Here is a 24,383-nt window from a genome sequence, read left to right on the forward strand (position 1 = left end):
GCCTTCGCGGCTCATGTCCCCCGGCATCCGCCTGGCGGCGGATGCCTCCTCCTTTACTTCCCCGCGAAGGCCTTCCGGCCACGACGGGGCTCGGCGTTGCTGCGGGTTCGCGGGATACCGGCTTTGCTCCTGGGGGCGCCGCGTACTGCTGCGCACCGGGTGCCAAGGCCCTTGAGAGCGAAGTCAAGGAGGAGGCGATGGCCGCAAGGCCAGCGCCGGGGGACATGAGCACTCAAGGGCCTTGGCACCCGGCGCCCGCGCTGTAGCTATGGCGCCCCATTCCCTCAATTGGGAGAAGAACCAAAGAAAAGGCCGCCCGGAGGCGGCCCTTCCTCAACGCTCCAGCGTGGCGATCAGCCCGCGAGGCGCTTGGCGATGGCCGCACCCAGGTCGCCCGGCGAGCGGACCGTGGTGACACCGGCCTTCTCCATCGCGGCGAACTTGCCCTCGGCCGTGCCCGAGCCGCCCGAGGCGATCGCGCCGGCGTGGCCCATGCGCTTGCCCTTCGGCGCGGACGCACCGGCGATGAAGCCGACCACCGGCTTGGTCACGTACTCGGCGATGAACTCGGCCGCTTCTTCCTCGGCCGAACCGCCGATCTCGCCGACCATGATGATGCCCTCGGTCTGCGCATCGTCCTGGAACAGCTTCAGGCAGTCGATGAAGTTCAGGCCGTTGATCGGGTCGCCGCCGATGCCGATCACCGTCGACTGGCCCAGGCCCGCGTCGGTGGTCTGCTTGACCGCCTCATACGTCAGCGTGCCCGAGCGCGAGACGATCGCGATCTTGCCCGGCTGGTGGATGTGGCCCGGCATGATGCCGATCTTGCACTCGCCCGGGGTGATGATGCCGGGGCAGTTCGGGCCCACCAGCACGGTGTCCGGATAGGTGGTGACCAGGGTCTTCTTGACGCGCAGCATGTCCAGCACCGGGATGCCCTCGGTGATGCACACGATCACCTTGATACCCGCATCGGCGGCTTCAAGGATCGCGTCGGCCGCGAACGGTGGCGGCACGTAGATCACCGACGCATTGGCGCCGGTGTCGGCGACCGCATCGGCCACGGTATTGAAGACCGGCAGGCCCAGGTGCTCGGTGCCGCCCTTGCCGGGAGTCACGCCGCCCACGACCTTGGTGCCGTACTCGAGCATCTGCTCGGCGTGGAAGGTGCCCTGCGTGCCGGTGAAGCCCTGCACGATCACCTTGGTGTTCTTGTTGACGAGAACGCTCATTGCAATTCGATCCTTGGATTCGGGTCAGGCGGCCTTGGCCGCTTCGACGGCCTTGCGGGCGCCGTCGTTGATGTCGTCGGCGGGGGTGATCGCCAGGCCGGAGTTCTTCAGCATCTCCTTGCCCGCGTCCACGTTCGTGCCCTCGAGGCGCACGATCACCGGCACCTTGACGTCGACTTCCTTCACCGCGGCGATGATGCCCTCGGCGATCATGTCGCAGCGCACGATGCCGCCGAAGATGTTGACGAAGATCGCCTTCACGTCGTCGCTCGACAGGATCAGCTTGAACGCCTCGGTCACGCGCTCCTTGGTGGCGCCGCCGCCGACGTCGAGGAAGTTGGCCGGCGAGCCGCCTTCCAGCTGGATCACGTCCATCGTCGCCATCGCCAGGCCCGCGCCGTTGACCATGCAACCGATGTTGCCGTCCATGGTCACGTAGTTCAGGTCGTGCTGGCTGGCCTTGACCTCGGTCTCGTCTTCCTGGCGGATGTCGCGCAGCGCAACCAGCTCCGGGTGGCGGAAGCCGGCGTTGTCGTCGGAGTCGACCTTGCCGTCGAGCACGGCCAGGTTGCCGTCGGTGAGGATCGCCAGCGGGTTCAGCTCGACCAGCGCCAGGTCCTTCTCGTTGAACAGCCTGTACAGGCCCATCATGATCTTCGCGAGCTGGTTGACCTGCTTGCCGGTCAGGCCCAGGCCGAAGCCCATGTCACGGCACTGGTAGGGCTGCAGGCCCTGGATGAAGTTGACGTTGAGCGACTGGATCTTCTCCGGCGTCTCGGCGGCCACCTGCTCGATGTCCACGCCGCCTTCGCTGGAGGCAATGAAAGTGATCGACTGCGTCGAACGGTCCACCAGCACCGACAGGTACAGCTCCTTGTCGATGTCGGTGGCCAGGGTGACCAGCACCGAATCGATCGGCAGCTCGACGCCGGCGGTCTGGTAGGTGGCCATCTTCTGGCCGAGCATGCCCTTGGCGTGCTCGCGCACGTCGTCGAGCGAGCGGCAGAGCTTCACGCCGCCTGCCTTGCCGCGGCCGCCGGCGTGGATCTGGGCCTTCACCACCCAGAAATTGCCGCCGATGGCCTTGGCGGCATCGACTGCCTCTTCGGGGGTGCGGGCGACGCGCCCGGCCGGGACTGAAATGCCGTAATCGGCAAACAGCTGCTTTGCCTGGTACTCGTGGAAGTTCATGTGGGGTCCGTCGTGGGAAAGTGGGACACAGCGCCAACCATTATAGTGCGCGGATGCCTCCGGAGCCCGCACGCGTGCCGATAGCCGCCCCCGATCGCGCCATGAGGCGCGAGCTTTACCTGCTGGCCCTGTACCGCACGCTCGAAGCCGCGCTGCTGGCGCTGGCCGTATTCGGCCCGCTGCAGGGCGTATTCGGCGGCGAGTCGCGCGACCCGGCCCTCGCCGCCGCGGTGGCAGCCACCTATCTGGTGGCCTCCGCCGTGCTGCTGGTGTTCTCCGGACGCGCATCGATTCCGCTGCCGGCGCAGGTCGTGGTCGGCGTCCTGATCGACATCGCCGTCGCCACCCTGGCCACCCACGCCCTGCCCCACGCCGGCCCCGGCATCGCCATGATGCTGCTGTTCAACGTCGGCGCCGCGGCCCTGCTGATGCCCCTGCACCTGGGCCTGGCCGCAGCGGCGCTCGCTTCGGGCGCCCTGGTCGCGCAGTACATGATGGTGGCCATCGCCGGCAATCCCATGCGCGAACGCCCGCTGGCCGAAGTGCTGATGTTCTCGGTCAGCTACCTGGCCCTGGCCACCCTGACCAACTTCCTCGGCCGCGACATGCGCGAAAGCCGCACGCTCGCGCACAAGCGCGGGGCCGAAGCCGCCAACCTGGCCGAGGTCAACGAACTGATCATCCGCCGCATGCGCGTGGGCGTGCTGATGGTGGATGGCGCCGGCCGCATCCGCATGGCCAACGAGGCCGCCCGCATCCTGCTGGGCCAGGCCGGCAGCGACCCGCACGGCGAGACCGCGCGCACCCTGCCCCAGCTGTCGCCTGCGCTGGCCATGCGCGTGGCCGAATGGCGGCGCAGCGGCCAGACCGACGACACCCCGCTCAACATCGGCGACGACGGCAACGAAGTGCTCCCGCGCTTCACCCGCCTGCTGGCCACCGACGACACCACGTTGATCTTCCTCGACGACACGGCGCTTGTCTCGCGCCGCGCCGAATCGCTCACCCTGGCCGCCATGGGCCGCTTCTCCGCCAGCCTCGCGCACGAGATCCGCAACCCCCTGGCCGCGATCAGCTACGCCACCCAGCTGCTGGAAGAATCGCGCGACATCGGCGACAGCGACCGCCGCCTGCTGCAGATCGTCCACCAGCAGTGCATGCGCACCAACACCATCGTCGAAAGCGTGCTGAGCCTGGCCCGCCGCGAGCGCGCCCAGCCCGAGAACGTCGACCTGGTGGGCCAGGTGCGCGCCTTCATCGACGACTACCGCCAGACCTGCCCCGAAGAGAACGCCAGCCTGCGCCAGGCCGGCCAGCGGCCCGAAGTCCCGGCCATGATCGACCCCCGGCACCTGCAGCAGGTGTTGACCTCGCTGACCAACAACGCCGTGCGCCACGGCCACCAGCCCGGCGAACCGGCGCGGATCACCATCAACGCCGACCTGCTCGACCGCAACCCGGTGATCGAGATCAGCGACCGCGGCCCCGGCATCCCCGACGCCGTCAGCCACCAGCTGTTCCGCCCCTTCTTCACCACCTCCGAGCACGGCACCGGCCTGGGCCTGTACATCGCCCACGAGCTTTGCCGCGCCAACGACGCCCGCCTTGAATACGTCTCCCTGCCCGGCGGCGGCGCCTGCTTCCGCATCACCCTGCGCGGCGGATCGGTGATGCTCGCCTGACGGCCCGCGCCCTCAGGCGATCATCCGGCAGGCGATATCAATGGTGTTGCGCACCCGCGCAAGATCGCCCACATAGCCGCCCAGTGCCTCATCGGCACGTACACGCAGGCCCGCCGCATCGATCAGGGCATGCCTGGCCAGCGCCAGGATGTCTTCCCGGTCCTGGCCCGAGAACCGGCTCAACTTGCTGACCGCCAAGTCCAGGGGCGACAGCAGGCGCACGTCGAGCACCGCGTTGTCCACGCCCGGCAAGGGCAGTGGATGCGAATCGTCATAGGCATCTTCGTGCAGCAGTGCGAGGGTGTCGTTGTAATTGCGGTCGAAGTACAGCAGCCGGGAAGCACCATCGGCGTCCCGCCAGGCCACTTCCAGGTCCTCAGGCAGCGCGATGCGATGCGAGAACGCCGCATCGACATCATTGGAGACGCGCTCACCGGTATAAAAGTGCAGCGCAGCGCCGCCAGCGATATACATGTGGATCGGCAGGACCACCGGCGCCACCCCGTGCAGGGACGCGGCGATGCGGCCAACAATTTCAGCAAGCGCGCCGAGGAATTCGCGGCGCACGGACGCATCAGGCGGCACGCCGGGCCTCCATTTCAAACAGCGGCAGGAAACGCGAAGGGCGCAGGGGGCTGAGTCGGAGCCAGCGCGTGAACACCTCAGGCTCGGAGGCCCCCGGATACAGGCGCTCGGCCAGGTCCAGCAGGCCGCGTCGATCCTCACCACGTACGCTCGCCAGCATCACCGCCAGCCCCGCCATGAAAAATCCCGGACCGGCCGCGCACCAAGCCTCGAAGTCGCGTGGCCGCGCGGCCGCAAGCCTCAACAGGCGCGCTTCATACTCCCGGTCCAGGGCCGCCGGGAAGTCGCCATGCGACGCAGCATTGGGGTCGGCCAAGGTGCCCATGGACCCAAGGTTCAGCATGTCGAACCCCAAGTCAATCGCATCGTACTTTTAGACACTCGTCACACTAAGTAAAAAAGTGCCAAAATTGGTCACCTCGAACCACCAGCCATCGATTCCTCCATGACCGAAGCTCGCAGCGCCCTCATCGTCGACGACGAACACGACATCCGCGAGCTGCTGGTGCTGACCCTCGGCCGCATGGGCCTGCGCACCGACACCGCCGCCAACCTGGCCGCCGCCCGCGAGCTGCTGGCCGGCAACCACTACGACCTCTGCCTGACCGACATGCGCCTGCCCGACGGCTCCGGGCTTGAGCTGATCAGCGACATCACCACCCGCTTCCCCGATACCCCCGTGGCGATGATCACCGCCTACGGCAACGTCGAGGCCGCGGTGGAAGCACTGAAAGCCGGCGCCTTCGACTTCGTCAACAAGCCGGTGGACATCAACGTCCTGCGCGGCCTGGTGCGCCAGGCGCTGGAGCTCAACGCCCGCCGCGGGGCGCAGCCGGAAGAAGCCGGCCGACTGCTCGGCGGCTCCCCGGCGATGGTCGCCCTGCGCGAAACCATCGCCAAGGTGTCCCGCAGCCAGGCCCCCGTGCACATCAGCGGCGAATCCGGCACCGGCAAGGAGCTCGTGGCACGCACCATCCACGTCCAGGGCGCCCGCGCCAACGGCCCCTTCGTGCCGGTGAACTGCGGCGCCATCCCCACCGAACTGATGGAGAGCGAGTTCTTCGGCCACAAAAAGGGCAGCTTCACCGGCGCCCACGCCGACAAGCCCGGCCTGTTCCAGAGCGCCGACGGCGGCACCCTGTTCCTGGACGAAGTGGCCGAACTGCCGCTGGCGATGCAGGTCAAGCTGCTGCGCGCGATCCAGGAAAAGAAGATCCGCCCCGTGGGCGCCTCCACCGAGATCGACGTCGACGTGCGCATCCTCTCGGCCACCCACAAGGACCTCAACGCCCTGGTGAATGCCGGCAGCTTCCGGCATGACCTGTACTACCGCATCAACGTGATCGAACTGCACGTCCCCGCCCTGCGCGACCGCGACGGCGACCTGCCGCTGCTGTCCGACGCGATCTTCGCGCGGCTGGCGCAGGCGATGCACAGGACCGCGCCGAAGCTGGGGCCCGAGGCGCTGGCGGCACTGGCCGCGTACGCGTTCCCGGGCAACGTGCGCGAGCTGGAAAACGTGCTTGAGCGCGCGATGGCGCTGGCGGACAGCGACAGCATCACCGCCGCCGACCTGCGCCTGCCGGGCGGCAACAACATCCACTCGCCCGGCCGCCTGCCGCCGATGACGGGCAGCACCGCCCATTCGCAATCCCCGGCCGCGATGAACCCGCGCGAGACCGCGTCAAGCGCCCTGCCTTCTTATATAGAAGAGATCGAACGCGCCGCCATCCAGCAGGCGCTGCAGGAAAGCCGCTACAACAAGACCAAGGCGGCCGCCGCGCTGGGTATCACCTTCCGGGCCCTGCGCTACAAGCTCAAGAAGCTCGGGATCGACTGACCGCGAAGCCTGCGGGAGCGCACGAAACCCTGTGGGAGCGGCTTTTGTGGGAGCGGCTATAGCCGCGATTTCGCTGCCGGCAACCGCCATCACCGCCGATACCGCATCATTGGTCCCGGCCCGCCATCCGCGTGTACCATGCCGCCATGTCCACGACGTCGCCCCGATTGCGCGAAGTCCTCCAAAGGCACCCGCACATCCGCCAAGCGCTCGTATTCGGCTCAGTGGCAGCCGGCCGGGCACATCCGGGCAGCGACTTGGACATCGCCGTGGAAGCGGACCATCCCCTGGACGCCCGGGAAAAAACCGCGCTCATCGAAGCATTCGCCTCAGCCACCGGCCGGCCCGTGGATCTGATCGACCTGAAGACCGCGAGCGGCCCGCTGCTGGCCCAGATCCTGAAGCACGGCCGGCGCATCCTCGGCAGCGACTCCGACCACGCCGAACTCATCCGCCGCCACCTGTTCGATGCCGAAGACTTCCAGCCCTACGTCGAACGCATGCTGCGCGAGAGAAGACAGGCATGGATCGGCTGATCGTCGAACGCAAGCTCGACTCTCTCCAGCGCTGCCTGGCGCGCGTCGCCAGCAGGCGCCCGCCCGACGTGGAGACCCTGGAAGCCGACCTCGACCTCCAGGACGTGCTGGTGCTCAACCTCAGCCGCGCCGTCCAGATCTGCGTGGACCTCGCCGCGCACCTGCTCTCGGGCCTGTCCCTGCCGCCACCCGAGACCATGGGTGCGGCATTCGATCGGCTGGCCCAGGCCGGGATCCTCGACACCGATCTGTCACTGCGGATGAAGAAGGCGGTCGGCTTCCGCAACATCGCCGTGCATGCCTACGACACCATCGACTGGCACATCGTGTTTGCCATCGCTACCGAGCGTCTGGTGGATTTCGAGCAGTTCGCACGGACTGTCGCCTCACGCTTCGACCCCGCATAACGATTCGGGGCCAGGCCCGGTTCGATACCCAATGCGCACGCGATGTCCTGCGGGAAGATCTCGAACGCATCCAACCGCTGGCGCAGAAGGCGGCCTGAGGGCCATTCGGCGAGCCGCTGCTCCTGTTCGGGCGGGATGGTCGAGCCCACGAGGGCGCAGTGGCCCGACCGCGTAGCCCGCCCGCACATCCTCCACCCCGTCCCGCCCACCGGGTGCCTGCCCGGTCCGCTGCGCCTCCACCTGGCCGAGGATGCTGCGCGCGGCCTGCGCATGGTCGTGGATCGCCTGCCCGATCACAGGCAGCGTGCCGGGGGCCAGTTCGGCGGCCTGCATGGGAAACGCTCCACCGGTACCAGCACCGGGCGGGCCGGCCATTGCCTCTTCCGGCGGCAAATCGTCCGGGCTGCCCGGATCATGCGTTCGCTGACTCGACATCGTTGCCTCCTCGTTCCGTGAAGTGGCCGGCCGCCGCGCAGGCGGACGGGAAGTCGGGAGGTTCGAAACCGCACAGAGCCGGCGGGCGTATTCCCCCGAAGGGTGTTGTATTAGCCGCCCTCCCGACGCAGGCTTCGCGTCGGCTGCACCTGCAAGACATGAATGACCCAGTGACTTCCTGCTCACGTGCTACTTTTTCACGAGAGCACGATGAGCCAAGTGATGGACACGTTGAGGTTGGCGTCGCCCACGCCCTGCACCAGGGCGCAGTTCGGGATGGCCTGGGCCAGACGAACCAAGCCAGCCGTCGTCAGGATGTGACCCATCTCCAGTCGTAGTTGCGCACTTCGAACCGCGCATCGCACATGCACGGAAAGACGCGATGCGCGACGAGCATCACAAGACATCCCAAAATACTGACCTGCAACGTCACTTTCTGCGTTAAAAAGTGACGCGATACGTCGCCTACTTCCCGACAGTGACAGTCTGGACCGTGAATCCTGTTGCACATCTGTTCATTCATCCCCGCAAGGCAACAACTGGCACGGGTTCTGCATACACTTCACTGCACGTGCGATATCGCACGGCAGCAACGGTTCCGGAACCCATGCCGGCGTTGTCACACGTGAAGTTTCCTACAAACCTCTAGGGGAGTTACCCAAATGAAGAAGAAGATGCAAGGTTTCACGCTCATCGAGCTCATGATCGTTGTGGCGATCATCGCCATCCTGGCCGCCATCGCGCTGCCGGCTTACCAGGACTACGTGGCCCGGGCGCAGGTTTCCGAGGCCATGAGTCTGTCGTCCGGCGCCCGCACGGCCGTTGCTGAGTACGCCGCCGACCGTGGCGCTTGGCCGACCACCAACGCCGAGGCTGGGCTGTCCCCTGAAGGCAGCATCACTGGCCGCTACGTACGTCAGGTAGCGGTCGGCGCCAACGGCGTGATCTCCGCAACCATGGCAGGCGCAGGTTCTGCCAGCAGCAAGATCGCCGGCGACGTGTTCTCCCTGACTCCCTCCGATGCAGGCGGCAGCATCCGCTGGGCCTGCAATACGGCCACCACCACCGTCGAAGACAAGTACCTGCCCAGCTCCTGCCGCTAAGCACCGTCAGCACGCCAGCACACTGAAAGGGCCGCATATCGCGGCCCTTTCTTTTCAAAAGTCCGCACCAATGCGCCGATTGAGTCTCCTCGCCCCCGCTCTGATATGCCTCGTTGGCGCCTTGGTCTATTGGCAGGGACTGCGAGGCGGTTTCATATTCGACGACTTCGCCAACTTGGTTGACGACCCCGACTGGAAAGCGACTTCACTCGCGCCTGCCGAACTCTATCGCGCGATGGCATTAGGCATTGCAAGCGACACGGGACGCCCTCTGGCCTTGCTCAGCTTTGCACTGAACCATGTATTCACCGGCTTAGCCCCATTCCCCCTCAAACTCACCGGCCTGGTCTTCCATTTAACGAACGGCGTCCTAGTGTGGCTGCTATGTCTGCGCCTATTTACCTTGGCCCCAGGACGTCTCACAGCCGAACGCATGGGCTGCTACGCGGCGATGCTGGTTGCCTTGGCATGGGTCGTGCACCCCCTGCAAGTATCATCGGTTCTGTACGTCGTGCAGCGGATGGAAGTTGCCGCCCATACGGGCGTGCTCCTGGCGCTACTGGCATACCTCAGTGGCCGGACCGCACAGACGACTGCGGGGGCAATAGCCTGGCCGTGGTTCGTCCTATCCGCCTTGGCGGTCGCGCTAGGCTTGGGGTTCAAAGAATCGGCTCTGCTAGTGCCGCTTTACACGTTTGCGCTCGAAGTCTTCATCCTGCGATTCAAAACCGCAGACAACAGACCTTCCCGCCTACTTGTTGCGATCTACACCGCCGGTATCGCCTTCGGACTCACACTGTTCGTCTTCCTCATCCTGCCCAAGTACTCCCCTGAGTCGATCTATGCAGCAAGACATTTTTCCCTGCACGAGCGCCTCCTCACGCAACCCCACGTATTGGCCTCATACCTCGGCCAAATACTGTACCCAAGGCTGGACAGCCTTGTCTTCTATTACGACAGCTTTCCTGTCTCTCGTGGGTGGCTGAATCCTCCCGCCACCCTGATCAGCACGATCGCTCTCGCCCTGCTCGCAGCTTTGGCCTGGCTTGCCAAAGACCGTTGGCCACTTGTTCCACTCGGAGTCGCTTGGTTCTTCGGGGCGCACGCTCTCACCAGCAATGTCGTGCCCCTTGAACTCGCATTCGAACATAGAAACTACTTTGCATTGCTCGGGATACTAATAGCAGCAGGACAAGTACTCGCCGCCGTGGGCGCGCGCTTGAACATGGATTCCCGACGAACGCTGGCTGCGACGCCAGTTGCACTCCTTGCATGTCTTTGCGCAATCCAGGCACACGTTTGGGGCGACCCATTGCGCTTGGCTATCGCGCTTGCGTCCCGGAACCAGGAGTCGCCTCGCGCAAGCTATGCCCTTGGAAAGCAGATGACTATTCAGGCTGGCGAGAATCACTCGTCGCCGCTGTTGTCGCTGGCCGCCAAAGAGTTCGAGCATTCGGCGCAGTTGCCTCATTCATCCGCACTCGCGGACCAGGCGCTCATCATTCTGCACGCAAGGACTGGTCAGACAGCGAAGCCAGAAATGTGGCAGCAACTGCGAGAGAAGATCACTCGAAGGAGTCTTGGCGTGCAGGACATCAGCGCACTTCATGGCCTCTTGGATTGCCGCATCCAGCACCGATGTGACATTGACGACCAAGAGCTTTTGGATACTTTTTTGACGGCGCTTGACAAGAACCCAAGATCCGCGGTGCTCAACTCACTCTATTCTAACTTCGCTTATTTCGTGCTTAGGGATGCTGAACTTGCCCTAGTTGCGACACGAAGGTCAATTGACCTCGACCCAAACACCCTACAATACAAAGTCAATCTGGCGAAAATTCTAGCAATGACCTCGCCAGAGGCCCCAGAACTAATCGAACTGTTAACCGCTATCAAGCACGCCGACAAGCATGGGATCTATTGCCAAGAAACTTCGGCTCCGGCTTGTCCACTTTTCTGGGACTGAAAGATAGGCATGAAAATTGCATGGAGATTGGTCAACAGTATCTTCTGCGGGGGCTGGTTATGAGAACATCGACTGAACGTGGATTCACCCTCATTGAGCTGATGATCACAGTCGCGATCATCGCCATCCTTGCAGCGTTCGCGCTACCAGCGTACCAAGATTACGTTGCCCGAAGTCACGTCACGGAAGCGATCAGCCTCGCAACTGGTGCCAAAAGCGCCATAACCACGCACTACGGCGAACATGGGGAGTATCCCGCTAATAATCACAATGCGGGCATGGCATCGCCCTTATCCATTAATGGTAAATATGTGGCATCCGTTACCATTGGCGGCGGCGATGGAATCATCTCCGTAGCATTCTCTTCTACCGCCAGCGCAAAACTCAGCGGACAAACGCTGTCGCTTCAGGTTTACGACCATTCGGGCAGCCTCCGCTGGGACTGTGGAGGCGTCGATGCCCGTTACCTGCCGTCCACTTGCCGCTGACTACAGACCCGTCGCATGTTACCTACCCTGATCTATCGCTTGCGCAACGTATGAAAGAAACATTGGAACGCGAGCGTCCCGGGGTCTGGTTTCCTGCGATCAGAGCGGGAACCGGCACCGACGTGTTCACCGAACGTCTGGTGGACGGTTTGAGACAGTGTGGTTTGCGGGCAGACATCACTTGGCTTCCGTTGCGTGCGGAGTACGCACCATGGACAGTTTCTGTACCCGAGCCGCCCGCCTGGGCGAACTTGGTACACGTCAACACCTGGCTGCATCCGCGCTTCATCCCATCGAATCTTCCGGTTGTGGCCACGCTGCATCACGCCGTGCATCACCCAGATGCACACGCTTACAAGGGTGTACTGCGCGCCGCTTACCACTGCTGGTGGTTTGCACCCATCGAACGTCGCGTAATCTGCCGGGCCGACAAGGTGACCGCCGTCAGTCAGTTCGTTTCCGACAGCGCCCAGAAATCTCTTGTCGATGTGTTCATGCGGGTGATCCATAACGGCGTGGATACCAAAACCTTCAGACCTGGCGCACGACAGAACCAACCCGGTGAACCCTTCAAATTGCTGTTTGTCGGCAGCTGGAGGGCACTCAAAGGTGTGGACCTGCTCGCTCCTATTCTGCGCGAATTAGGCGAGAACTTTGTACTTCGTTACACAGGAGGCTCGCCGGCGGAAACGGACAAAACGAACATGCCAGCCAACATGATCGACATCGGTCGTTTGCAAGGCGACGCCGCCGTGGTCTCGGCCATGCAGAATGCGGATGCGCTGCTTTTTCCTTCTCGCAACGAAGGCTTTGGGTTGGTTGTTGTTGAAGCCATGGCTTGTGGGCTGCCGGTGATCGCAACGCGCGGCTCGTCCTTGCTCGATCTGGTGGAAGACGGAAAAACAGGGTTGCTGTGCGCACAAGACGATCTGCGCGCCTTTGTTGGCTCCATTCGGAGCTTGGCCGCGGACAGCGCCCGTTACGCCAGCTTTGCCCAAGCAGCACGGGAGCGAGCTTTGAATCTATTTACCAAAGAAGCAATGACCCAATCGTACGTAGACCTTTATCGCGCCCTCTTCACGCGTTAATACGAGCCCGCCATGCACCGCGCAATTCATTCCCTAAGAACCGCAAGCTATCCATGCGTCCCGGTGCAGCTCTGAGCGCCCCGGCTGCGATGCTGGCCTCATACACGTTCTGTAGCGCAAGTCTGTCGGTGACGACCGAGCGCAGTACTCGCACCAATTTTTGCCCCAGCCAGCGTGATTCCAGCTTTCGGCGCAGATGTACCGCCGAACGATTCGCGCGGGAATAGTCTAATCCGTGCAAATGCGAAAAGTCCTGGCCCCAAGCATCAATCGCAGTGCGGTGCTTCCCGGAAGTCGCCAGCACCACAGCCAATTGTCGAGCGTGATTCATCGAGTCCACGCTGCCGCCCAAACGAGCAGATTGCAGATAGGCCTCGTAAACGCACGCTTGCAATGACGTTGGCATGTTGCCTTCCTTGGAGGTTGGCATATCCGCATGGGAGGGTATATTGCCCTCGCTTAAGAACTGCCTGTAAGCCTGCGGGTTGCGGGAAGCACGGGCCGAAAACGCCGAATGCCCGTTGCTGTACTTGGACGTTCCGCTGATCGCCAGCGGCTCGCGGACGAAAAGAAAATCGTCGGTCAGGCGGGCAATCGCCACGGCCGTGTATACGTCTGGATTGACCGAGGAGAAGAACACACCCATCACGTCCCTGATGTGTTGCAACACCGAGAAATGGATAAATCCGCCGTTGTAGATCATCGGCAACTGACTGTATCGGACGTGCCCCTCCAAGGCCTTCTTGAGCCATTTTCGGCTGTTTCGACTTTCCATCCCGGATGTCAGCGGCACGATGAGCTGGCCGTACGGGCGCCCAAGCATTCCCGGCCAGTCGTAGGTACAGTATTCGGTGCGAATCACCTGCGCCTTCGTCTCAACGATGATCTCGGCCATCCGGTGTATTGCGCCAGGGAGGAGGCCATCGTCATCGCCCATGAAGGTGACCCAGCCCTCCCGCACATGGGTTAGTGCGAACTCCCAGTTGTGCGACATGCTCAAGCGCTTGCCAGTGTTTAGGTAGCGAATACGACTGTCATTAGCGTGCTGCACTACTGCATCAGTGCCATCACCGCTATTGTTGTCGCTGACGATGATTTCTAGGTTTTCGTAGGTTTGAGCCGTAACGGTTCGCAGCGCGGCGCCTAGCACGCTGGCGCGCTCACGTGTAGGGATGATGACGGTAATCTTGGGTGAAGTCATTGGAACAGTTCGTCAAAGTATGAGGACATCCGCCGCCACATCGCAGCGCGTACCGCAGGTGCGGTCAGGGCACAACCCAACAAAGTTAAGCCACTCGCCAGTGCGAGCACAGCAAGCCCCGACAGGCTGCGAGGCAGGACTGGAAATAGCGCCCTCAGCGCGAGTGCTACACCCAAGCCTGCCAGCAACGGGGGCAGATTGTCGCGCAGAAGCCATGGCACGGCTTGGCCTCGCAGCAGGCGACGATGCATCAGCGGAACACCCATGGCAACCGAGATCAGGTTAGGCACCAGCCAAAGCACCGACGCGCCGACCATGCCGTGGCGCGGCACGGCCCAAAAGCAAAGGGGAATGATCAGCACCAGTGACACAGCGTTCAGACCCAACGCCAAGCGCGTCCAGCCATTAGCTAGCTGAAGCGCGTATGGAATGTTCATCAGCCCGTTCAGTGCTGTCCCCGTGACCAGAATCGCCATGGGCAGCGCCACCCTATCGGCCACCATGGCGTCACCCGTCCAAAGCACTAGAATATCCCAAGAAAATATGATCAATATAGACGTCATTGAAGCAATGACTACGGCAAGATACTGGCTGCTGAGGTGATATAGCTCACGCAGAGTCTTTTCGTCATGGCGTGATACCAGCCGGCTGAAACGGGGATAGAGTGCGTTGAACATAGGTTGCACCATGCGCCCAAGGCCAGCGGCAACGCTCAATGCCAGCGTGTAATAACCCACTTCCTCCAGCGGACGAAGACTGGCTAGCGCCAAGCGGTCAATCTGGGTTATCACCACCGACAATACGCCAATGGCGAACAGTCCGCCGGCAAAGCTCCGGTTGCGCAAGAGTTCCAGCGCTGACCAGCGCGCGTTGCGCTTGCCAGAAGGCAAAGCACGCCATACGGCTACGGCCATGACCAATGACTGCACAAGGCCCACGATGGCGTGCCACCATAGGAACGCCTCGATTGTTGATGCAGCCCATATCAGCACAGGCACCACGCCAGCGTATCGAAGCGTGGCGAATGCCGCATTTATCAAATTGAGCGCAGGTTGCCGCTCCAGCCCCGACAAGCAATTGGCGTAGAACGTGCTCGGCCAAAGCAACGCAATGGCCACTCCCATTATCGCGATGGCCGTGCCGGCTTGGTCCCGGCCAAGGGTTTGCAAGTGGAGCCAATGTTCGGCCATCGGCCCGCTGCCAATCCATACTAACAGCGCTGCCAGAGCCGCCAGCAGCCAAATGGTGGTTTCCGCCGTGCGCAACAAGTCGCGCGAGTTGTCTGCCTGTGCTGCGTCATACACGCGACGCGACAACTCGCGGTTCACAGTGCCACCAATACCGAAGTCGAAGAGTTGCATGACCGCTTGCAGGCTGAGCATCAGGCCGACCAGACCAAAGGCTTCCATGCCCAAGATGCGTGTGTACAGCGGCAGGAACACCAGTCCAATTGCCGCGATCCACATGTGGCCGGCGTAATTAGCCAGAATGTTGATGCGCAGTGCAGCCATGAGACGAATCAGCGCCTGCGCAAATAGCCGCCGGGAGCTACCGTGATCAATAGCTTTGCCTCGATGTCCTCATCCACCTTGAAATCATCGCGGCCGGAAAGGAATTCACGAACGGCAGTCTTGGGGTTGTTGCCCACGTCCCAAGGACGCTCGGGATAAATACCGGCGGGCAAATCCTCGATCACCGTGTCGAAAACCACGCAGTAGCTGCCGTGACTAACCAGCGGTGCATAGGCACGAAGCTCCGCCAGCACATGATCATGCGTGTGGTTGGAGTCCAGGATTACCATGATGCGCTCGAAACCTGCGGCGCGCTTGCGCACTTCGGCCACGATCTCGGGCGCAATCGACGAGCCCTGAATCATATCGATAAGGTGCGCCATGGGGTGTGCGTCAATGGCGGCACGGTTATGGGCGCGGATGTCGATGTCGATGCCCAGCACACGTCGGCGCGACTCTTTGGGGTCCAGCATCCTGCCGTCATCGACGGCGTCGCGGTAGTCCAGTAGCGCCAAGATTGAGGCGCTTAGGATCAATGAACCACCATGGGCGATACCCGTCTCTATCACAAGATCTGGCTTAATCTGCCAGATCAACTCCTGGATGGCGATCATGTCTTGTGGATACTGGATGATCGGACGGTCCATCCACGAGTGGTTGTAAGAGTATTGGTGGAAGAGCGTCCTGCGCAGCCAATCGATGGAATCCTTTCGGAGGCTAGTGTCAGCTCTAAGTCCATCGATATTTGCTTTAACGAAGCACTTGAATTCGGCTTTTGGATCCATGGGCTGCTTCTGTTGGAACTACTTTCTGATGGGGGGATGTGCGGGATTACCAATGACAGTTGTACATGCGGGCACATCCCTAGTGACAATGGCCCCGGCGCCAATGATCGCACCAGACCCGATTCGAACACGGGGGAGCACCACGGCTCCAATACCTATGAACGCATTTTCCTCGACCAAGACTTCACCTCCGAGCCGCGCACCGGGCCCAATGTGAACCCCGTCGCCAATCACGCAATCATGGTCGACGGATGCCGCAGTATTGACGATGACCGAGCGACCCAGTCGCGCGTTCGCGCAGACCGCTGCCTGTGCCAGCACGTGACAGCCGTCGCCGATGGTCGCTGTTGTCGCAACGAAGCCGGTTCTATGGATGACGGTCGGCAGGTTCAATCCATGTGACAAGAGGAAATCTGCGGTATCCAGCCGGCTCTTGCCGTCGTTGCCTCCAATCGCGACGCACGCTGCCACTACCTCGACAGACTGCGAATGCATCCAGCTGGAAAAGGTGTCAGTTCCTACGAAAAGCGGCACGTCCTCAAAAGGGGAAACGATCTCGCGCTGGTCAAAAACTGCGACAACATGCCAGCTTTCTCTGCGCAAGGCCTCGCGGATCACCCTTGCGTGCCCCGTGCCTCCCCATATGACCAAGGGTTGCGCAGTCATGGAATGTCTCCAAGCACGGAGTGGACACAGATTGAAACCCTCTCCATGTCGGCATTATCAAGATCTTGATAGCTGGGCAAGTTGATGGCGCGTGACGACAGCGAATAGCTAATTGAATTCTGGGGTTCTGATCTGAACATTTCGAGGGAGGACAGCGGCCAAAAAAACACCCGCCCATCAATGTTGCATGCGCTAAATGCTGCTAGCAGCGTCTCGCGGTCGAAAGGAACAGCTTCGTCAACGACAATTGTCGGCATCCAATAGCCGTTTACTGTATTTGGTGGCTCTGGATTCATCGACACCGGCAACCCGGCGAGTGCCCCACGATAGGCCTCGAACACACGGCGCTTGCCGGCTACAAGTTCATCGACCCGCTCCAACTGTGCGCAGCCGATGGCAGCTTGGACATTGGACATTTTGTATTTAAAGCCGATACTTTCGGGCCAGAACTGACGTGCCTCATCGCGGGCGCGACCGTGGTTAGAGAGGGTCAGAGCGCGCTCGTAAAGGGCATCGTCATTAGTGATAAAGATGCCGCCTTCACCGGTGGTGAGTGTCTTGGTGCCGTGAAAGGAAAAGGCTCCAAAGATTCCCATGGATCCAGCACGTTTTCCGTGCCAAGCTGAGCCAATCGCTTCGGCAGCATCTTCGATCAAGTAGATGCCGTGCTTTTGTGTGATGACTGAAAGCGCATCCATGTCGCACAAATTGCCATACAGATGCACAGCAAGAACGGCCTTGGTACGTGGCGTGATAGCCGCTTCCACTGCAGCCGGGTCAAGACACCAAGTGTCCGCCAAAATGTCCACTAGAACAGGCGTTGCGCCGACGTAGATAATGGGCGCTGCGGAAGCAATCCAGTTGATGTCGGCAAGGATGACTTCATCCCCTGGGCCGATACCCAATCCAGCCAAACCCATGTGCAACGCACCTGTGGCGCTGGATGTGGCAATTGCGTGGCGCACGCCGAGGTACTGGGCGAATTGTCGTTCAAAGCGGTAAATGTAGTCGTAGCATTGCTCCCCCCAGCCGTTCGTCACGGCATCGTTGGCATACCGGATCTCCAGCTCCGTGATGGACGGCTTGGTGTAGTAGATACGGGACGAGTTGCTTTCAATAGTCATGACATTTGCAACTTTGGAATCACAGTAAGAAACTTGCCATTCCATTCCCGGATATAGGCTAGCTGTGCGGTAATTTCATCACGGAGGTTCCAGGGGAGGATCACCACGTAGTCTGGCTGGGTTTCGCGGATGCGGGCTTCAGACACCACAGGAATACGTGAGCCTGGCAGGAAGCGCCCCTGCTTGTGCGGCGACGCATCCACGACATAGGGGAGCAGGTCGGGGCGTACACCAGCATAATTGAGCAATGTGTTGCCTTTCGCCGCAGCGCCATACCCGGCGACTTTGCGGCCCAAGCGCCGTTTTTCAAGCAGGAACGCAAGCAGGTCGTTCTTGACCTCGTCCGCCTGGGCCTGGAAGCCACGGTAGTAGTCCATGGCGAGCATGCCGGCTGCACGTTCAACGTTGAGAATGGCCTCGACCGACGGCTGCTGTTCGAAGGCGCTGCTGTCGTGGGCAGCCCAGACACGCAGCGACCCGCCATGCGTGGTCAGGCGCTCTACATCCCAGATACGCAGGCCATGCTGGACAAGCGCGTTGAGTACCGTGTGCAGGGAGAAATAGGAAAAGTGTTCGTGGTAGACGGTATCGAACTGGCGCTCCTCGATCAGGCGCTGCAGGTGAGGAAACTCGATCGACAGCGAGCCCTGCTGCGCCAGCATGATCGCCAGTCCGGCGATAAAGTCATTGAGGTCAGGCACATGCGCAAGCACGTTATTGGCGACGATCAGCTCGGCGCCACCGCGTTCGCCAGCAAGCTCCCTGGCCAGCGCTTGGCCGAAAAATGCCTCAATGGTCTCGATACCGCGTCCACGTGAGACGGCAGCAGTCCCGGAGGTCGGCTCGATTCCGACGCAGGGAATGCCCTTGTCTGCCACGTACTGCAAGAGGTAGCCATCGTTTGAGGCAACTTCCAGTACCAGGCTTTCGTGTCCGAGACCGAGTCTGTTGGTGGCGGCATCGACAAAGCCCCGCGCGTGTTCGAGCCACGAACTTGAGTATGAGGAAAAATAGGCGTAATCCGCCGGGAACAGGGCCTCGTGCGACTGCACCTCGTCGACCTGCACCAAGAAGCATGCTCTGCAGGTGAACAGCTTCAGTGGGAACCAGGTCTCCGGTGCAGTGAGTGTCTCGGCCGTCAGGTAGGCGTTGGAAGGCGGTGCGCTTCCTAGATCAAGGAAAACATCGCGTAGCGGCGCGGAACACAGACGGCATCTCACGGCTGCAATCCCGCGAATTCATGGTCGATCAACGGGGCTGTGCGGTCCTTGTCCGAGATCAGGCTGATCGCCAACCGCCACTCGATTGCGAGTGCGGGGTCATCAGGGCGCAGACCACCTTCGTGTTCGCGCCTCCAGGGCGCGGTGTGCAGGTACAGAAGCTGCACGTTGTCGGTCAACGCCTGGAAGCCGTGCGCGAAGCCTTCCGGGATGAACACCTGCAAGGGCTTGTCAGCGTCGAGTTCAACGGCGTGCCAATGCAGGAAGGTCTTGGAGCCGGCGCGCAGATCGACCGCCACGTCGAACACGCGTCCGCGCAGGCAGCGGATCAACTTGGCTTCCGCGGCCGGTGGGCGTTGGTAGTGCATGCCGCGTACGGTGCCGCGCTGGTACGTCACGGATAGATTCACCTGCGGGATATCCTTGGATGGGTGCAGTTCACGGAGCGAAGCTTCACAGAATACGCGCGTGAAGCTGCCCCGGTCGTCGTTGACCGATTTTGTTTCGACCACAACAAGTCCCGAAAGTGGCGTGGCGTGCAGCTTCATGCCGCCCATTCCAGTCCCGAGGAACGGGCATGCCGGATATAGTCGACGAGGTTGTCGCGGCTGTCGACGAAGCCATGCACATGGAAGTTTCGGTACCAGCCCATCGTGCGGGTGATGGTCATGTCTGCATCCCAGACCGGCCGCCAGCCGAGTCCGAGCGCGGCCTTGCCGCTGTCCAGTTGCAGTACGGCTGCCTCATGGAGGTGCTCCACTCCCGGGACCTGCACCGACACTCCGGGCCAGTGTTCCCGCAAGCGCTCGACCAGGGCAAGGACCGGGAGCGTTGCGCCGGGCGCGGGGCCGAAGTTCCAAGGGCCCTCCGCCGGCTCGCCGGCCAACAACGCCTGGCCAAGGCGCAGGTAGCCCGAGAGGGGCTCAAGCACGTGCTGCCAGGGGCGGATCGCATCCGGGTTCCGCACCTGCAAGGGTGTGCCGCGCGATGCGGCGCGGACAAGGTCGGGGACCAGTCGGTCCGCTGCCCAGTCACCGCCGCCGATCACGTTGCCTGCCCGCGCGGTGGCCAGGCGTGGCACCACCTTGCCCGTGCCGGTGAAAAAGCTGCGGCGATAGCTTTCGCTGACCAGCTCAGCGCAGGCCTTGGACGTGCTGTAGGGATCATGCCCGCCGAGCGCGTGTTCTTCCGAGTAGCCGCCAGTTGTCGCCTGCTCGAGATACACCTTGTCCGTGGTGGCGTTGACGACAGCCAGAACGCCGCTGATCTTGCGGATAGCCTCATACAGGCTCACCAAGCCGATGACATTGGTGGAGAAGGTGCCGACCGGATCAACGTAGCTGTGTCGCACCAGCGGTTGTGCTGCCAGATGGAAAACGACTTGCGGGCGGTGGTGCTGCACCGCTTCGTAGAGCTTCTCGGCGTGACGCAGATCGATGCGCTCGTCCGCAATCCCTTTCAGTGCAAGCAGATTCCAGTGCGACGGTTCGGTGTCAGGCGACAGCGCAATGCCCGCCACTTTGGCACCCATGGCCTGAAGCCAAAGGCACAACCATGAGCCCTTGAAACCGGTGTGCCCGGTGACCAGCACACGCATGCCCGCGTAGGCGCCGCCGAACAGGTGCTTCAATTCCAGGTCTTCCAAGGTGCTGCACCGGTCTGCCAGAGCTCTTCAAGACGGGTGCGATCGCGCAGCGTATCCATGGGTTGCCAGAAGCCTCGGTGCAGGTAGGCGGACAGTTGCCCGTCTCGCGCAAGGTTTTCCAGCGGTTCGCGTTCCCAGACGGTGCCTTCACCGGCGATGTACTCGAACACGCCTGGCTCCAGGACGAAGAAACCACCATTGATCCAAGTGCCATCCCCCTGAGGCTTCTCGGTGAACTGTGTGATGCGGCTGTCGTGGATGTCCAACGCACCGAAGCGGCCGGGTGGCTGCACGGCACCCACCGTCGCCAGCGTGCCACGTGAGCGGTGGAAGCCGAGTTCGGCAGTGATGTCGATATCCGACAGGCCATCCCCATAGGTGAAACAGAAAGTGTCATCGTCCAGGTACTCCGCGACACGCAACAGGCGGCCTCCGGTCTGGGTGTCGTCGCCCGTATCGACCAGCGTGATCCGCCAGGGCTCAGCGTGCTTGTGGTGCACTGCCATGGTGTTGTCGCGCATATCCAGGGTGACGTCTGATGTGTGCAGGAAGTAGTTGGCGAAGTACTCCTTGACCAGATAGCCCTTGTAGCCCAAGCAGATCACGAATTCGTCGATCCCGTGGCGGGAATAGTGCTTGAGGATGTGCCAGAGAATCGGCTTTCCGCCGATCTCGACCATCGGCTTTGGGCGCACAACGGTTTCCTCGCTCAGGCGAGTACCGAGACCACCGGCGAGGATGACTGCTTTCATGGGCGCAAGGTATCAGGTGGGAAGATGGTGCGGCAGGGAAGGATGGTTTGGCAGTGGTGCCAGCAGCTTGGATATCCGGCCTCTCAAATGGCGTCTGTGCCAAAGCTCGGCTACTTGCCGCGCCCATGCGCTGGTGGTAATCATCGTTGCCTACGCGGCGGACACGTCGCGCGCGTCGGGGTCCTTGAGGCGCAGTACATAGATCAGCGTTGGGAACACTCGCCGCAGCAAACCGAAAGCCCAATCTGGAACATGCCGGAGGAAAGCGCGGTAAGCAAGCGCCCGTGGACGTTCCAACTCGTAAGTCAGGCGCAGCGCTCCGCCGTGCAACTGTGCGTGCTCAAAACCAACGGTATCGAGCAGAGCCTCCAGCTCCGGCACGGTCAGCGGCCGACAATCATATTCGGTACCTCGCCTACGCCAACGCAGGTACGGCGTCCGCCAGTGTGGTGGCAGCCAGCTTAGGAATGCCAGCCCATAGTGTGGCTCGACCAACATCCAACGGTTAGGCACCGCCAGGTAGATGCGCCCCGAAGGCGCGAGAACGCGCCGCAATTCCTCGAGGTGGCTCTTCTGGGCACCCATGTCACCCACGTGCTCGATAACGTGATTGCTGATGACAGCATCGAATGCAGCATCTGCGAAGGGCAGTCCGGTATCTTCGACGCGCGTGAACTGGTAACCGCCGTGGACCTGGCGTGCATCCTCGACATCCACTGCTTCGACGTCGAACGCGATTGTCGGATGAGTGCCGAAGTAGTGCGCGATCCCACCCGAGCCGCAACCGACCTCCAGCAGCCGGAGCGGTCGCTCGCGCGCACCCAGTTCCAGCAACGCTTCGATCTTTCGTGCCTTGGCGTTGCGGCTCTGCAAGTCTAGTACTGCGTGGCCGCGGTGGCCATCTTCCGTAAGCCGATCGCCGCGCAAGATTGCATCCACATGATCGTGCAACCGCGTTTCGAACTGTTCCCAAGCGAACCCTCGCGCAAAAACGCGTGCTGACGCGCGCAGAGGCGCGTCGGGGCCGTCGTGGAGGATGTCGCACACCCGCCGCGCAAACCCTGCGTAATCGTTCGGTGCCAGCAGGTTGCCGCTGACACCATCCCTGACCGCATCCGGTACGCCGCCGACCGCGAACGCGACGGTGGGGACGCCATGCGCCGCCGCCTCGATCGCGACCATTCCGAACCCCTCGACATCCCCGGGCACCTGTCGCACAGGAAAAACATGCACGTCGGCCGCCGCATAGGCCTCTGCCAGGGTTGCTTCGCCGCACGGCCCCAAGCGTGTGACGTGGTGGGACAGCCCCTGCCCGGCTGCCGCACGCGCCAATGCGTCCACGGGATCCTCGCTACTTCGTCGGAGGGCGTCCGGCGCATCATCGCCGACGAGCACCAGGCGCGCTCCGGGATATCGCGCCACGATCGCGGGAAGCGCCTGCTCGACCAAGGCGGCCAAGCCCTTCCGCTCCGTCAGACGGCCAACGCTGAGCAAAAGAGGGCCATCACCCAAGCCAAAGCGCGTACGAAAGCCCTTGGAGTCGATGGCGACGCCTTGCGGCAAGGATGTCCCGGGATGCACGACCGCCACGTTGCCTCCTGCCACACCTGCCCGCGCGGCGAGATCGGCGGTATTGGCGCTGTTTGCCAGTGCGCCGTCGAGTCGTCGCAACATCGGCAGCCACATCATGCGGTAGACCAGGTGCGTCGCCACGATATCGAGGCCATGGATGTAGGCGGCAGACTTGGCCCGTGCCCGCCACGCCGCATACACTGCCGCCGGCGCCATCAGTCCGCTGCCGGCCACCACCAGGTCGAAAGGGTTTGCCGTGAGCCGATGTGCAAGCAGCATCGAGCGGACCAGGAACCGCCACAGTGGCGCGACCGGGATTTCATGCACTTGGACGCCTGTCGGCAAGCTGTCCCCACATCCCATTGGACCCACGACTAGCAACTCCGCGCGCTTGGCAAGCGCCGTCGCTACGCGCTGGTTTAGTCGTTCCATCCCGCCTCGCAGCGGCGGCAAATTGCGCGTAAGAAGAAGAATGCGCGGGCGGGACTCGCCAGGTTCAGGCATCGCGCCGGTACGTCAGACTTGTGATCTGCTCAGAGACCAACCCAATGAGGAAAATAATCACCGATGCGCTGAACATAAGCATGCTCATGTTCGTGAAGCGACCTTGGGTAATGTACGTGTATACGTAGTAGCCCAGCCCCACCAGGAAGAACGCCCCGGCGCTTGGTGCGAACAACTTGAGTGGCGAGTAGAGCGTAGCGATCTTGAAGATGATCAGCAAAAAGCGGATCCCATCCCGGATTGGTCTGATGTGGCTGATGCCAATGCGCTTGGCCACCGGAATCGGCACATACGCCACCGGGTACGCGCTTCGAAAGAAGGCCATTGTGCTGGTTGTGGGGTAGCTGAAGCCGTTTGGCAACAGGTGAATGAATTCTTTGAACTTGTCTGACCTGGCTACGCGAAAGCCGGACGTCAGGTCCTTCACATCGAACCCGGTCATACGGCTGGCCAACCAGTTGTAGAAGGCGTTTGCCGCACCTCGACTCACGCCGGCTTGCCCGGACCAATCCCGTGCGCCCACCACCATGTCGAAGCCCTGCTCAAGCCGGGCCAGCAGGGTCGGGATATGGGCTGGATCATGCTGGCCATCGGCATCCATGAACACCAGTACCTCACCAAAGGCCGCGCGCGCGCCGCGCTTGATCGCCGCGCCATTGCCCATCGAATACGGCAATGACAGCACCCGCGCGCCATGCGCGGCAGCGACCGTAGCGGTATCGTCGCCTGAGCCATCATCCACTACGATCACTTCGGCATCGGGCAGCAGTGCCCTTAACGTAGGCAGGGTGCGCCGAAGGCCGTCGGCCTCGTTCTTGGCGGGCAGGATGACTGAAATTCGCATGAGATC

General features: G+C 62.2%; 23 protein-coding genes. 8 read left to right on the forward strand and 15 right to left on the reverse strand.

The features are described 5' to 3' along the window. Positions 1 to 353 precede the first annotated feature (353 nt). Complete coding sequence (sucD, locus tag E2169_RS04705; protein WP_132985485.1) at positions 354 to 1,232, reverse strand: succinate--CoA ligase subunit alpha; 879 nt, start codon at positions 1,230 to 1,232, stop codon at positions 354 to 356. Between the two features lie 24 nt (positions 1,233 to 1,256). Continuing rightward, positions 1,257 to 2,423, reverse strand: a complete 1,167-nt coding sequence (gene sucC / locus E2169_RS04710) for an ADP-forming succinate--CoA ligase subunit beta (RefSeq protein ID WP_132985486.1) — start codon at positions 2,421 to 2,423, stop codon at positions 1,257 to 1,259. Positions 2,424 to 2,476: 53 nt separating this feature from the next. On the opposite strand from sucC, the gene E2169_RS04715 reads away from it, so the two are divergent. Continuing rightward, entirely contained in the window at positions 2,477 to 4,105 is a 1,629-nt protein-coding gene (locus tag E2169_RS04715) for a sensor histidine kinase (RefSeq protein ID WP_132985487.1), read from the forward strand. Between the two features lie 12 nt (positions 4,106 to 4,117). On the opposite strand, the gene E2169_RS04720 is transcribed toward E2169_RS04715, so the two are convergent. After that, positions 4,118 to 4,672, reverse strand: coding sequence for a DUF6036 family nucleotidyltransferase (locus E2169_RS04720; protein ID WP_207918359.1), 555 nt, complete (start codon positions 4,670 to 4,672; stop codon positions 4,118 to 4,120). Positions 4,673 to 4,679: 7 nt separating this feature from the next. Continuing rightward, positions 4,680 to 5,045: a hypothetical protein gene (locus E2169_RS04725; protein WP_132985488.1), complete on the reverse strand. Its 366-nt coding sequence runs from the start codon at positions 5,043 to 5,045 to the stop codon at positions 4,680 to 4,682. Between the two features lie 90 nt (positions 5,046 to 5,135). Between E2169_RS04725 and E2169_RS04730 the strand changes: the two genes are divergently transcribed. The 7 genes from E2169_RS04730 (at position 5,136) to E2169_RS04765 (ending at position 12,553) form a co-directional block, all read left to right on the forward strand. Next, the gene (locus E2169_RS04730) at positions 5,136 to 6,530 is read left to right on the forward strand and encodes a sigma-54-dependent transcriptional regulator (RefSeq protein ID WP_132985489.1); all 1,395 of its coding nucleotides are present in this window, start codon (positions 5,136 to 5,138) and stop codon (positions 6,528 to 6,530) included. Positions 6,531 to 6,676: 146 nt separating this feature from the next. Next, entirely contained in the window at positions 6,677 to 7,066 is a 390-nt protein-coding gene (mntA, locus tag E2169_RS04735) for a type VII toxin-antitoxin system MntA family adenylyltransferase antitoxin (RefSeq protein WP_132985490.1), read from the forward strand. Then, a complete protein-coding gene (gene hepT / locus E2169_RS04740) occupies positions 7,054 to 7,473 on the forward strand; it encodes a type VII toxin-antitoxin system HepT family RNase toxin (RefSeq protein WP_132985491.1) in 420 nt (139 codons plus the stop codon). Before mntA ends, hepT begins: the two co-directional genes overlap by 13 nt. Before the next feature lie 1,097 nt (positions 7,474 to 8,570). Beyond that, entirely contained in the window at positions 8,571 to 9,011 is a 441-nt protein-coding gene (locus E2169_RS04750; RefSeq protein ID WP_132985493.1) for a pilin, read from the forward strand. Between the two features lie 175 nt (positions 9,012 to 9,186). Continuing rightward, positions 9,187 to 10,977 (forward strand): tetratricopeptide repeat protein, encoded by a 1,791-nt coding sequence (locus E2169_RS04755; RefSeq protein ID WP_132985494.1) that lies wholly within the window; start codon positions 9,187 to 9,189, stop codon positions 10,975 to 10,977. Then, positions 10,956 to 11,465 (forward strand): pilin, encoded by a 510-nt coding sequence (locus E2169_RS04760; RefSeq protein WP_308422575.1) that lies wholly within the window; start codon positions 10,956 to 10,958, stop codon positions 11,463 to 11,465. The genes E2169_RS04755 and E2169_RS04760 overlap by 22 nt, the downstream gene beginning before the upstream one ends. A gap of 50 nt (positions 11,466 to 11,515) precedes the next feature. Further along, positions 11,516 to 12,553 (forward strand): glycosyltransferase family 4 protein, encoded by a 1,038-nt coding sequence (locus E2169_RS04765; RefSeq protein ID WP_207918360.1) that lies wholly within the window; start codon positions 11,516 to 11,518, stop codon positions 12,551 to 12,553. Here the strand turns inward: E2169_RS04765 and E2169_RS04770 are convergent. From E2169_RS04770 to E2169_RS04820, 11 genes are all read right to left on the reverse strand, one after another. After that, positions 12,543 to 13,754, reverse strand: coding sequence for a glycosyltransferase family 2 protein (locus tag E2169_RS04770; RefSeq protein WP_132985495.1), 1,212 nt, complete (start codon positions 13,752 to 13,754; stop codon positions 12,543 to 12,545). The two genes, E2169_RS04765 and E2169_RS04770, sit on opposite strands and share 11 nt — an antisense overlap. Next, positions 13,751 to 15,265, reverse strand: coding sequence for a lipopolysaccharide biosynthesis protein (locus tag E2169_RS04775; protein ID WP_132985496.1), 1,515 nt, complete (start codon positions 15,263 to 15,265; stop codon positions 13,751 to 13,753). Before E2169_RS04775 ends, E2169_RS04770 begins: the two co-directional genes overlap by 4 nt. Before the next feature lie 8 nt (positions 15,266 to 15,273). Next, positions 15,274 to 16,050 carry a cephalosporin hydroxylase family protein gene (locus tag E2169_RS04780; protein ID WP_132985497.1) on the reverse strand — a complete coding sequence of 259 codons (777 nt, stop codon included), beginning with the start codon at positions 16,048 to 16,050 and terminating at the stop codon, positions 15,274 to 15,276. An 18-nt stretch (positions 16,051 to 16,068) separates the two neighbouring features. Next, positions 16,069 to 16,716, reverse strand: coding sequence for an acetyltransferase (locus tag E2169_RS04785; RefSeq protein ID WP_132985498.1), 648 nt, complete (start codon positions 16,714 to 16,716; stop codon positions 16,069 to 16,071). Further along, a complete protein-coding gene (locus E2169_RS04790) occupies positions 16,713 to 17,840 on the reverse strand; it encodes a DegT/DnrJ/EryC1/StrS family aminotransferase (RefSeq protein WP_132985499.1) in 1,128 nt (375 codons plus the stop codon). Before E2169_RS04790 ends, E2169_RS04785 begins: the two co-directional genes overlap by 4 nt. Then, entirely contained in the window at positions 17,837 to 19,060 is a 1,224-nt protein-coding gene (locus E2169_RS04795; RefSeq protein ID WP_132985500.1) for a class I SAM-dependent methyltransferase, read from the reverse strand. Before E2169_RS04795 ends, E2169_RS04790 begins: the two co-directional genes overlap by 4 nt. Next, the gene (locus E2169_RS04800; protein ID WP_229659092.1) at positions 19,057 to 19,608 is read right to left on the reverse strand and encodes a dTDP-4-dehydrorhamnose 3,5-epimerase family protein; all 552 of its coding nucleotides are present in this window, start codon (positions 19,606 to 19,608) and stop codon (positions 19,057 to 19,059) included. The genes E2169_RS04795 and E2169_RS04800 overlap by 4 nt, the downstream gene beginning before the upstream one ends. Further along, the gene (rfbG, locus tag E2169_RS04805) at positions 19,605 to 20,705 is read right to left on the reverse strand and encodes a CDP-glucose 4,6-dehydratase (protein ID WP_229659091.1); all 1,101 of its coding nucleotides are present in this window, start codon (positions 20,703 to 20,705) and stop codon (positions 19,605 to 19,607) included. The genes E2169_RS04800 and rfbG overlap by 4 nt, the downstream gene beginning before the upstream one ends. Continuing rightward, entirely contained in the window at positions 20,687 to 21,457 is a 771-nt protein-coding gene (gene rfbF, locus E2169_RS04810; RefSeq protein WP_132985502.1) for a glucose-1-phosphate cytidylyltransferase, read from the reverse strand. The genes rfbG and rfbF overlap by 19 nt, the downstream gene beginning before the upstream one ends. A 150-nt stretch (positions 21,458 to 21,607) precedes the next feature. Beyond that, positions 21,608 to 23,533 carry a glycosyltransferase gene (locus E2169_RS04815; protein ID WP_132985503.1) on the reverse strand — a complete coding sequence of 642 codons (1,926 nt, stop codon included), beginning with the start codon at positions 23,531 to 23,533 and terminating at the stop codon, positions 21,608 to 21,610. Continuing rightward, positions 23,526 to 24,377 carry a glycosyltransferase family 2 protein gene (locus tag E2169_RS04820; RefSeq protein WP_132985504.1) on the reverse strand — a complete coding sequence of 284 codons (852 nt, stop codon included), beginning with the start codon at positions 24,375 to 24,377 and terminating at the stop codon, positions 23,526 to 23,528. Before E2169_RS04820 ends, E2169_RS04815 begins: the two co-directional genes overlap by 8 nt. Between the last annotated feature and the right edge of the window lie 6 nt (positions 24,378 to 24,383).

Origin of the sequence: Luteimonas terricola, assembly GCF_004352845.1 — a bacterium.
GTDB lineage: Bacteria > Pseudomonadota > Gammaproteobacteria > Xanthomonadales > Xanthomonadaceae > Luteimonas > Luteimonas terricola.

Coding starts and splice junctions, on each gene's coding strand:
- mntA (WP_132985490.1), top strand. CDS start 6,677: ATGTCCACGACGTCGCCCCGATTGCGCGAAGTCCTCCAAAGGCACCCG.
- E2169_RS04790 (WP_132985499.1), bottom strand. CDS start 17,840: ATGACTATTGAAAGCAACTCGTCCCGTATCTACTACACCAAGCCGTCC.
- sucC (WP_132985486.1), bottom strand. CDS start 2,423: ATGAACTTCCACGAGTACCAGGCAAAGCAGCTGTTTGCCGATTACGGC.
- E2169_RS04775 (WP_132985496.1), bottom strand. CDS start 15,265: ATGGCTGCACTGCGCATCAACATTCTGGCTAATTACGCCGGCCACATG.
- E2169_RS04800 (WP_229659092.1), bottom strand. CDS start 19,608: ATGAAGCTGCACGCCACGCCACTTTCGGGACTTGTTGTGGTCGAAACA.
- E2169_RS04750 (WP_132985493.1), top strand. CDS start 8,571: ATGAAGAAGAAGATGCAAGGTTTCACGCTCATCGAGCTCATGATCGTT.
- hepT (WP_132985491.1), top strand. CDS start 7,054: ATGGATCGGCTGATCGTCGAACGCAAGCTCGACTCTCTCCAGCGCTGC.
- E2169_RS04765 (WP_207918360.1), top strand. CDS start 11,516: ATGAAAGAAACATTGGAACGCGAGCGTCCCGGGGTCTGGTTTCCTGCG.
- rfbF (WP_132985502.1), bottom strand. CDS start 21,457: ATGAAAGCAGTCATCCTCGCCGGTGGTCTCGGTACTCGCCTGAGCGAG.
- sucD (WP_132985485.1), bottom strand. CDS start 1,232: ATGAGCGTTCTCGTCAACAAGAACACCAAGGTGATCGTGCAGGGCTTC.
- E2169_RS04730 (WP_132985489.1), top strand. CDS start 5,136: ATGACCGAAGCTCGCAGCGCCCTCATCGTCGACGACGAACACGACATC.
- E2169_RS04780 (WP_132985497.1), bottom strand. CDS start 16,050: ATGGATCCAAAAGCCGAATTCAAGTGCTTCGTTAAAGCAAATATCGAT.
- E2169_RS04820 (WP_132985504.1), bottom strand. CDS start 24,377: ATGCGAATTTCAGTCATCCTGCCCGCCAAGAACGAGGCCGACGGCCTT.
- E2169_RS04815 (WP_132985503.1), bottom strand. CDS start 23,533: ATGCCTGAACCTGGCGAGTCCCGCCCGCGCATTCTTCTTCTTACGCGC.
- E2169_RS04715 (WP_132985487.1), top strand. CDS start 2,477: ATGCCTCCGGAGCCCGCACGCGTGCCGATAGCCGCCCCCGATCGCGCC.
- E2169_RS04770 (WP_132985495.1), bottom strand. CDS start 13,754: ATGACTTCACCCAAGATTACCGTCATCATCCCTACACGTGAGCGCGCC.
- E2169_RS04785 (WP_132985498.1), bottom strand. CDS start 16,716: ATGACTGCGCAACCCTTGGTCATATGGGGAGGCACGGGGCACGCAAGG.